Origin of the sequence: uncultured Gimesia sp., from assembly GCF_937910335.1 — a bacterium.
GTDB lineage: Bacteria > Planctomycetota > Planctomycetia > Planctomycetales > Planctomycetaceae > Gimesia.
Map to the genome: position 1 here is coordinate 1 of NZ_CALEMX010000165.1, position 6,111 is coordinate 6,111.

Below are 6,111 nucleotides of genomic sequence, written 5' to 3' on the forward strand. Positions count from 1 at the left end.
CACTCAGACGGTCGAAATTTTGCGTGGTTTACGGGAACGCTATGAAGAGCACCATAAAGTACAGATTACCGATGATGCTCTGGAAAAAGCAGTGGAATTATCATCGCGTTACATCACCGGTCGCTGTTTACCTGACAAAGCGATTGATGTAATCGATGAATCTGGAGCGCGCATCCGCTTGAAATCAATGGTGCGTCCTCCCGACTTGAAAGAGCTGGAAGAGGAATCAGAACGTCTGAATCAATCGAAAGAAGAAGCCGTTGCCAACCAGGATTTCGAATTGGCAGCAAATCTTCGTGACCAGGCCGACAAGTTGAAGAAACGAAAAGAGACTTTGACTCAGGAATGGCGTGATAAATCCAAAGAAGTGGATGGCGTTGTTGATGCGGAAGTCGTGGCTGAAGTCGTGGCCAAGATGACGGGCGTGCCTCTGACTCGACTTTCCAGCGAAGACACCGTGCGTCTGCTGAATATGGAAGATGAACTGCATGAGCGGGTCATCAGTCAGGATGAAGCCATCAAGCAGGTCTCCAAGGCGGTTCGCCGTAGTCGAAGTGGTTTGAAAGATCCCAAACGACCGATGGGTGCCTTTTTATTCTCTGGTCCCACCGGGGTCGGAAAGACATTATTGGCCAAAACTCTGGCGGAATTCATGTTCGGTGATGAATCGGCTTTGATCCAAATTGACATGAGTGAATACATGGAGAAGCATAATGTCAGTCGTCTGATTGGTGCTCCTCCGGGGTATGTCGGCTTTGAAGAAGGTGGACAATTAACCGAAAAAATTCGGCGTCGACCTTATGCTGTTGTGCTTTTAGATGAAATTGAAAAAGCACATCCCGATGTCTTCAACATGCTGTTACAAATCATGGAAGAAGGACACTTGACCGATAGCTTTGGTCGAAAAGTAGACTTCAAGAACGTTGTTCTGATCATGACTACCAACGCAGGTGCTCAGGGTATGGCTCATGGGGATGCCTTCGGTTTCCGCAAAGCCGACGATGATACCAGCTACGATGCCATGAAACGTAATCTGATGCACGACCTTCAGAAAGAATTCAAACCAGAGTTTCTAGGACGTCTGGATGAAGTCGTTGTCTTCCGCAAACTGACACGTGAAGAGTTGAAGCTGATTGTCGATATCGAACTTAGCAAAGTACGAACTCGTTTGCAGGAACAGGGTGTGACTCTGGAACTTTCCGATCAGTCACGAGAATTCATTATCGATAAAGGTTCCGAAGGCGGCGAACTCGATTACGGTGCCCGTCCGCTGCGTCGTTCCGTAGAACGCTATATTGAAGATCCGTTGGCAGAAGAGTTACTTCGTGGTTCTTTTGAAGGTAAGAACAGAGTACAAGTGAAAGTCGTTGAAGTTGGCGATGAAAAACGACTCGAATTTGATGGCTCTTACGAAGCCGAAACTGAAGAACTAGCCACTGTAGGGTCGATTGAAGGTGAGGGCGGTTCTTCCGAGGGAGACGCTTAAGCTTTTTGACTACCTTTCCAGTATCAAATACAATTGAGCCCTCACCGGTATGTGAGGGCTCTTTTTTTATTGAATCATGTTTTTACAATTCCCACGTTTGCAGAGATTTGACCATGATTCCGCGTCAGCTTGAGCCGGAAGTGATGGATTCACAAGCAGAAGCAATCGACTACAATTCGATGGATCATAGCGAAGTCAACCAGATGTTCGCCGAGGATTTGTTGGAATTAGTAAATGCCTTCGATGCCGCCCTGCATCCGGGGCAGATCAGTCTGCTGGATCTGGGCACGGGTACTGCGTTGATCCCGATAGAAGTCTGTCAGCGCAACACCGATATCAGAGTGATGGCGACAGATTTAGCAAATGAGATGTTGAAACTGGCGGAAGCCAATTTACAGCAGGCTGGCCTCGAACATCTGATTTCTCTGGAACGAGCGGATGCAAAAAACCTTTCTTATGCCGATCAAGCCTTTGACGGCGTGATCTCTAACAGTCTGATACATCATATACCTGATCCCAAAATCGTCTTTCATGAGATCATTCGTGTCGTCAAACCGGGTGGTTTTATATTTTTGCGCGACCTCTTCAGACCTGATTCCCAGACTGAACTGGAACATCTCGTCGAATTCTATGCCGGACAGGCCAACACTCATCAACGACAATTGTTCCATGATTCATTGCAGGCGGCTTTAACCTTGAATGAAGTGCAGGAAATGATGCAAGAATGTGGCTTGCCGACAAATGCGGTGAAAATCTCATCTGATCGGCACTGGACTGTCTCTCTGATCTTGCCGGATTCGTTCTGACTGACTTCACAAAATAAATCAGGCGCATGTTGAAACATTCTCATTCAATGCTTGCGTCATTTCTCAAGCGTTCTCGTATTGAGAAGCTCTGAGGAGACCCCAAGAAGATTGTGGCCGCGCATGAAAAAGCAGGGGGAGTTAACATATTGTCAATCTTCCCCCTGCAAAGTTTCAATTAATCTTTAATTGAATGTAGCCTTATCCTGTCAGACGAACGTCTTCGTCGTGAATGAAGATCACTCGCTGGCATTTTTTGATGGCGACTGAGGCGAAGGACGGTGCTCTCCAGACTCTTTCAGAGCGTTTTCTCTCTGGATCGCATCGTATACTTCTTGACGGTGTACTGGAATTTCTGTTGGTGCCTGAATTCCTAACCGTACTTTATCACCCCTGATGTCGACAATAGTAATGACAATATTGTCACCGATGATAATGCTCTCGTCGCGTTGTCTCGACAATACAAGCATTGTAAAACTCCTTCCGTAGATCAATGTTCTGGGTCAATGAGGTGATATCTGAAGAGGCGACAAACCTCTTATTGATTTGATTTAAAAGTTTTGTCACCCGTTGTTTATTCGTAAATCAGTGAAACAAATCAGATCGAATTTAAGAGAACTTGATTATTGGCAGCTCTGTTTTTTCAGGCTCTTCTGAAATCAGGTGCGACTTCTAACAAGTTCTCTCGGTCCGATAATGACCCACATCCCTGCATGTTGATGAGTTCCTCGTGGGTACTTTACTACATCGACGTTTTCTAAATAATCATTATCATTAAGATGGGGTGAGTAAGGGTATTTTGGAAAGATGCATTTTGGTTTGCCGAATAAGTCGAATTTGCCGATTGTAGTGGTCGCGTTCCTGCGAAATAACAGAAAAGGGATCTAATGTATATCTTCTTGCGCTGCTACCCTGGCATCTCGCGCGACTTTATTGCCAATTAAGGGGTAGATGTATAATCTGTAAGTGGACTGGTTCAGAAATCCCGTCAAAGGGTCAATAGAGTCAAGTTGAGAAACCGGTCCAGAAAAGAGTGTCTTAACACAAGCAGACATTCTGACGAATCATTGATATGACAGCCAGAAAAACTGGTTTTGCAAAACATACGGGAGTGAATTACGAATGGCCACACTGCTGATCGCTGCGGGAGCCTTTGTAGGCTATATCATTGCCTACCACACTTATGGTAAGTGGCTTTCAAAAAAAATATTCAATGTGGATGGTGATGCGGAAGTTCCCAGTAAGCAGTTGCGGGATGATGTCGATTTTGTTCCCACGAAAAAAGAAGTCATCTTCGGCCATCACTTCACCAGTATCGCTGGTACCGGACCCATTGTAGGGCCGGCAATTGCCGTGTTCTGGGGCTGGTTGCCCGCACTTTTATGGGTATTGTTCGGCTCGATTTTCATCGGAGCGGTACACGATTTTGGCGCCCTCATCGTTTCCCTGCGCAATCGTGGTCAGACCGTCGGGGAAGTCGCCGGCCGTTTAATTGCCCCCCGTACGCGAATTTTATTCCTGTTAATTCTGCTATTAGCACTGACGGTAGTCCTGGCAATTTTTGGCCTGGTGATCGCCATCATCTTTGCCCTGTATCCGGAAACCGTGCTGCCGGTCTGGATCACCATGCCGATCGCGATTGTGATCGGACTCATGGTGTATAAACAAAATGCGTCCTTATTAGGCCCTTCGTTGATTGCCTTGGCGATTGTTTATGCTTCTATCTATATTGGGGCGTATTATTTACCGATCAACATTTCGACGCTTTTTGATATTCCCGTGTTAGGTGCTTTTCCTAATGCTGTGATACTCTGGACGTTCGTGTTATTGGCGTATTGTGCCATCGCATCCGTCATGCCGGTTTGGTTATTACTCCAACCTCGGGATTTCATTAACAGCCACCAGTTGGTGTTGGCTTTGGGCTTATTGCTAATCGGTGCCATCGTAGCCGGAGCAACCGGCCAGGCCGATCTGATGGGAAGTGCACCTGCAATTGCCTCGAATATTCCCGCCGATGCCCCGCCAATCTGGCCTTTTCTATTCATCACCATCGCCTGCGGTGCCTGCAGTGGATTTCATTGTCTAGTCAGCAGTGGCACCTCCAGCAAACAGGTCGAGTCAGAACTTGACGCACAATATGTTGGCTACGGTGCGATGCTGCTGGAAGGGGGCTTGGCCGTAATTGTGATTCTGGCCTGCTGTGCCGGCGTCGGCATGGGAGAATTTTCACGTATCGGAGAAGGCGCCACTTATACCTATCAGCCAACAATGGTCGAGGGCACAGATACGCATTTGGCAGGAGTTGCCGCCTGGGAAACACGCTATGATGCCAGCAAAGGTTGGGCGGGTTTCAAACTGAAAGACAAAGTCGGCGCGTTTATTCATGGTGGCGCCAACTTTCTAGGCACCCTCGGGATTCCATTGAAATTGGGAATCAGCATCATCGCCGTATTAGTCGCAAGTTTTGCAGCGACGACACTGGATACCGCAACGCGCTTGCAGCGATATGTAATTCAGGAACTGGCGGCGACCGTACATATCAAACCATTAACCAATAAATATGCCGCTACCGCATTGGCAGTGGCTTTAGGGGGCATGGTGGCTATGATGCCTGCCAGCGCCGCACAAGGACCGGGCAGTGGGGGCTTAATCCTCTGGCCGCTCTTTGGTGCAACTAACCAGCTCTTGGCAGGCTTGGCATTTATGGTCATCGTGTTTTATCTCCGACGCCGCAACAAGCCCATCGCTTTTGCGCTGGTTCCTATGATCATCATGCTAATCATGCCAGCCTGGGCCATGCTCTGGAATATGTTCAACAGCGAAACGGGATGGTATTACAATCCGGACAAGCAACATCTCTTCTTGTTCGCCGTCGCTGTAATGGCATTACAGGTCTGGATGATCATCGAAGGCGTACTCGTCTGGACAAAATCAAAAGGACTTCTCGAAGAGCAATTGCCAGCACTGCCAGTCTCCCAACCAGCGGTCGCCACCAGCCCCGCCGCCGGCGGCTCGAATTAGACGCATTACTGGAATTAGAATGAAAAATCAGATGGAATAGACAGAGTAAATAGAAATTCATTGTTGCATCTCTTGCCGGGGCATCAGGTTCAGTTTATCCTATAGCACTGCTTCTGGCCCTCTTGGCCAGAGAGATCCACCCAGGCCCAAGTGGCGGAATTGGCAGACGCGCTAGATTCAGGTTCTAGTGTCCGTAAAGGACGTGGAGGTTCGAATCCTCTCTTGGGTAGTTCTAAGTACTTTTAAATAAAGGGTTTGTGGCATATGTCGCAAACCCTTTATTTTTTGCCGTCTTGACTTATTCGAATTATGGGACAAAAATGGGACAGTATTGGTCGAGTGTTGTAGCCACCACCTGCTGATACTCACCTGTTTTCGCTCGAACTTGGGACCAATCAAGCTGTAGAGCGTGTTCTATTCCTGTCCTAAATTTTCCTTGAGTCAATGACGTGGCAAGCATCGAAAAGCAAAGTTCTGCTAACTGGATCGTTCGGTTCCGGTTTCCAGTAGGCGGCAAGGTCGTCAAATTTAATCGCTCCTTAAAAACCAAAAGTGAGCGAGTTGCTGAACAGAGGAAAGCACAAATCGAGGAAACAATTTACTTTCTCGAATCTGGACGCTTGGCTCTACCTGATGGTGCAACTGACAAAGAGGTTGCCGCATTCATCGTTTCTGGCGGCATTCTCACAGAAAAGCCAAGAGCAATCAAATCGGTCGCACTTGAGACCCTCTGGGCTGATTACAAGTCTAGCTAGTGGGTGTCCCGAAAGTGAGTACGCGCGGAATTTTACGCGGTAAAGC

General features: G+C 47.6%; 5 protein-coding genes and 1 tRNA gene. 5 read left to right on the forward strand and 1 reads right to left on the reverse strand.

Translation table 11 applies throughout. The features are described from left to right. A partial coding sequence (locus Q0668_RS06460; protein ID WP_298861577.1) for an ATP-dependent Clp protease ATP-binding subunit occupies positions 1–1,486 on the forward strand: 1,486 nt, incomplete at its 5' end. Between the two features lie 113 nt (positions 1,487–1,599). After that, positions 1,600–2,292 (forward strand): class I SAM-dependent methyltransferase, encoded by a 693-nt coding sequence (locus Q0668_RS06465; protein ID WP_298861580.1) that lies wholly within the window; start codon positions 1,600–1,602, stop codon positions 2,290–2,292. Positions 2,293–2,528: 236 nt separating this feature from the next. On the opposite strand, the gene csrA is transcribed toward Q0668_RS06465, so the two are convergent. Next, on the reverse strand, positions 2,529–2,759 hold the full coding sequence (gene csrA, locus Q0668_RS06470) for a carbon storage regulator CsrA (protein ID WP_298861582.1): 231 nt from the start codon (positions 2,757–2,759) through the stop codon (positions 2,529–2,531). 652 nt (positions 2,760–3,411) lie between these two features. Here csrA and Q0668_RS06475 point away from each other — a divergent pair. The 3 genes from Q0668_RS06475 to Q0668_RS06485 all read left to right on the forward strand — a co-directional run bounded on the left by Q0668_RS06475 (position 3,412) and on the right by Q0668_RS06485 (position 6,065). Next, positions 3,412–5,310 carry a carbon starvation protein A gene (locus tag Q0668_RS06475; protein ID WP_298861585.1) on the forward strand — a complete coding sequence of 633 codons (1,899 nt, stop codon included), beginning with the start codon at positions 3,412–3,414 and terminating at the stop codon, positions 5,308–5,310. 144 nt (positions 5,311–5,454) lie between these two features. Continuing rightward, positions 5,455–5,539 (forward strand) — tRNA-Leu (locus Q0668_RS06480). Positions 5,540–5,759: 220 nt separating this feature from the next. After that, on the forward strand, positions 5,760–6,065 hold the full coding sequence (locus Q0668_RS06485) for a hypothetical protein (protein ID WP_298861592.1): 306 nt from the start codon (positions 5,760–5,762) through the stop codon (positions 6,063–6,065). Positions 6,066–6,111: the final 46 nt, after the last annotated feature.

Coding starts and splice junctions, on each gene's coding strand:
- Q0668_RS06475 (WP_298861585.1), top strand. CDS start 3,412: ATGGCCACACTGCTGATCGCTGCGGGAGCCTTTGTAGGCTATATCATT.
- csrA (WP_298861582.1), bottom strand. CDS start 2,759: ATGCTTGTATTGTCGAGACAACGCGACGAGAGCATTATCATCGGTGAC.
- Q0668_RS06465 (WP_298861580.1), top strand. CDS start 1,600: ATGATTCCGCGTCAGCTTGAGCCGGAAGTGATGGATTCACAAGCAGAA.